This window comes from Patescibacteria group bacterium, assembly GCA_018817085.1.
In the GTDB taxonomy this organism is placed as follows: Bacteria; Patescibacteriota; WWE3; order CG2-30-40-12; family CG2-30-40-12; genus CG2-30-40-12.
On the sequence record JAHIUT010000014.1, the window covers coordinates 1 to 2,993 of the forward strand.

Sequence of the window (2,993 nt, forward strand, 5' to 3'; positions counted from 1 at the left end):
ACCTACGTTTCTCAAAAACACTAACCTCTCCCCTATAGTTTTTATGAACCAAATAAAGGGGTTGTAAACATATCCTGCTAACATAAAATAACCATCTTTTTTCAAAACTCTACGCACCTCATTTATAACTTGAGAGGGATTAAAAGAGTGATCTATAACATTTCTACAAATAATGAGATTTATAGAATCGCTTTCTATGAACCCCATATCTTCGCCCATACCCTGGAAAATCTTAACCTCTGGTACCTTATTATCCATATCAAAGTCATTTGCTAAGGGGTCTACACCAAGGTGCTTACCCAACTTTATAAGTCTGGAAACACATGTCGAGTTGCATCCTATGTCTAGAATTCTCCAGCTCTTAGTCACTTTTAGTTTTTTTTCTAGTTTTTCAAAATATTTGGAATACTTACGTACGTTCTCCTCCCATTCCTCTGTTTCAACATTAGAATGGGCATTCCACTCGCTTTTCTCATATTTTTGGGCAACTTCCCATCTTTGCTTTGATATTTTCATTTATTTTTCTTTTTTGCGAGAGCCATTACTGCCATTGAAGATGTATCAAGAGAAAAATTTCTGTCATTAAAATGATCCGCCCACTTCATTATTTTTAATCCGAAATTTAAAAGTAATGAAAAAATTGAAATCTTTTCAATAACACAATCATCTCTAGCATCCCATTTAAACTTCTCCATTGAGTTTTTTATACTGTCTGGCACTGGAAAACTTGTATAAAATTGTTTGCCGATATATAGAACAAGATGATTGAAAGGAATACCATAGTGAGTTAGAACTCCTAAATTAGACACCTCAAACCCTGCTTTCTGGAGTAATGTTTTCAAGCTATTTGGTGAATATAATCTCTTGTGATCATGCGCCCAAATACCTCCCCAAAATCCATTTAAAGGATCGAAATGACCAAAACCTAACCATTCCCTTATTTTATTAAACGGATCCCACACCAAGGGGTAGTTACTATTCGGTACGGTCACTGCAAGAATGCCACCAGGTTTCAAAACTCTATAAAGTTCTTTTGTTGCCTTAGTATCGTCCTCTATATGCTCTATAACCTCTGTACATAAAATTTTATCGAAGTAATTATCATCAAAACGTAAGTTACATATATCCCCTTCCTCAAAACTAACCTTTTCGCTATTTTCTAACCACCCGCCCGCCATAGCTAGAATGGCCTTGTCGTAGTCAACTGCTATAACTTTACAGTTATGCAACTGATCAAAAATCATAGAGTAAAAGCCCTCCCCACATCCCATATCCAAAATTACTTCTCCATCTTGAATGTCTAAATAGTCCAACATCGCGATAATACGTCTTTTGAAATTAAGATCCCCTACTTTGGACAAAATTTTATTAAGTTTATTTTTTTGATTTTTATTCATATGTATCTATAATGATCTGGGCGTTTTTAAACCCAAAATTGTTAACTCCGAAGGCTCTGCATTTTTCTCTTAACTCAATGTCTGGGGTTAAATTGCGCAGAACAGTGATTAACTCCTCAGTGCTTGGATCTGATGATAGATAAATACCTACCTCAGAACTTAGGAAAGTAGGAGGGGATCCGCGATTAGTGATTATAACGGGAAGTCCACAGGATATTGACTCAACTAAAGTTGCGGAAAACCCCTCGTCATATAAGTAGGGAGATACTAAATAATCACATGCATTATACAGCGACAACAGCTTTTCCATTTGAGCTTTGTTGTACTGCATTAAAACACCATAGTATGTAACATTAGTTAATTTATTACTTAATTTTCTCACGGCTTTCTCCTCAGGACCACTACCAACGAAGTGAAACCCAATATCTGGCATACTTTTTGCAACTTCTATAACCATGTTAACACCCTTTTTCTCCAAAAACCTACCAACAAATAAAATATTTAACTTTTTACTAAACCCAAGAGTTTTCTTGCACCTCGCTTTATCAAAAGGTTTAAATACATCAGTGTCCACCCAATTTGGATGAATTATAACTTTAGACTGCGGTATCCCCATAGATACGATTTCTGATCTTGACATCTTAGAAACAGAAAGTATTACATCAAAACCTGTAAGAATTGGTCTAATTACAAATTTTAAAATTGGTCTTTCATTAAATCCATATACGGCGTGCGTACTCATAACAGATCTTTTTTTAAAGAAAAAGTTTAAAACACGTACTATAGTGGCCGCAATAAACCCATGAGAATGAATACAATCTACTGTTCTATGGTTTTTCAATAAATATAAAAAGGTTTTAACAAAAAGACCAGGAAACAAATATAGAAACACTAGTGGAAAATAGTTTTCCAATTTAGGAAATAATCCAACCCCAAACCACGAAACCCTATGAATTTCAAAATTACTTCCTTTTTCTAATGAATCTCCCCTCAAATTATTTGTCAGTGGTTGATATGTCAAAAGAGTCACATAATAACCTTTTTTTATAGCGTAGTTTTTCAACTTTTCTATGTGAGTCTCTACACCACCCAGGTTGGGCATCGCAAAAGGACAAACTATCAACAAGTGTTTTCGTTTTCCAACCATAATTATATTTTCTCACCAACGAACCAAAAAGACCAGGCAAACGGGTATCTAAACCATACAGGAAATCTATCAAAAAATTTTAAGTGCCTGTCTATTTTTAACTTGTTAGTCAGGGACGTATAGTAATCAAAATACGTTTTTTCAAGATTGAATCCCGCCTCGATTAGAAGTTCTTTCATGTTCGTTATAGAAAAACTGTATAAATGATTGCCATCCTCTTTAAAATACGGGTATTTAAAATGGATAATACTGAGTTCATTTGGCACAGAAATAATGACTTTTGAACCTTTTTTTAAACTACCATTTACGAAACGCAACAGGTTTATTGGGCTGTCCACATGTTCCAAAATTTGTGAAAGGAAAGCAACATCATATTTTTCCGACAAAGTTACAGGAGAATTTAAATCAAAACTTTGCACATTAAATCCTTTTTCTTTTGCTATTTTTAA

Annotated in this window: 4 protein-coding genes; all 4 read right to left on the bottom strand. The window is 34.3% G+C overall.

Translation table 11 applies throughout. The features are described 5' to 3' along the window. Window positions 1–516, bottom strand: a 516-nt coding sequence (locus tag KJ678_01020; GenBank protein ID MBU1016729.1) for a class I SAM-dependent methyltransferase, incomplete at its 3' end; no start/stop codon positions are given. Continuing rightward, on the bottom strand, window positions 513–1,397 hold the full coding sequence (locus tag KJ678_01025) for a class I SAM-dependent methyltransferase (GenBank protein MBU1016730.1): 885 nt from the start codon (window positions 1,395–1,397) through the stop codon (window positions 513–515). The genes KJ678_01025 and KJ678_01020, both read right to left, overlap by 4 nt. Then, a complete protein-coding gene (locus KJ678_01030) occupies window positions 1,390–2,544 on the bottom strand; it encodes a glycosyltransferase family 4 protein (GenBank protein MBU1016731.1) in 1,155 nt (384 codons plus the stop codon). Before KJ678_01030 ends, KJ678_01025 begins: the two co-directional genes overlap by 8 nt. Window positions 2,545–2,546: 2 nt before the next feature. Beyond that, window positions 2,547–2,993: class I SAM-dependent methyltransferase (locus KJ678_01035; GenBank protein MBU1016732.1), on the bottom strand; the 447-nt coding region annotated here is incomplete at its 5' end.

Bases quoted from the DNA above. Each gene is read 5' to 3' on its own strand.
- KJ678_01025 (MBU1016730.1), bottom strand. From the start codon at position 1,397: ATGAATAAAAATCAAAAAAATAAACTTAATAAAATTTTGTCCAAAGTA.
- KJ678_01030 (MBU1016731.1), bottom strand. From the start codon at position 2,544: ATGGTTGGAAAACGAAAACACTTGTTGATAGTTTGTCCTTTTGCGATG.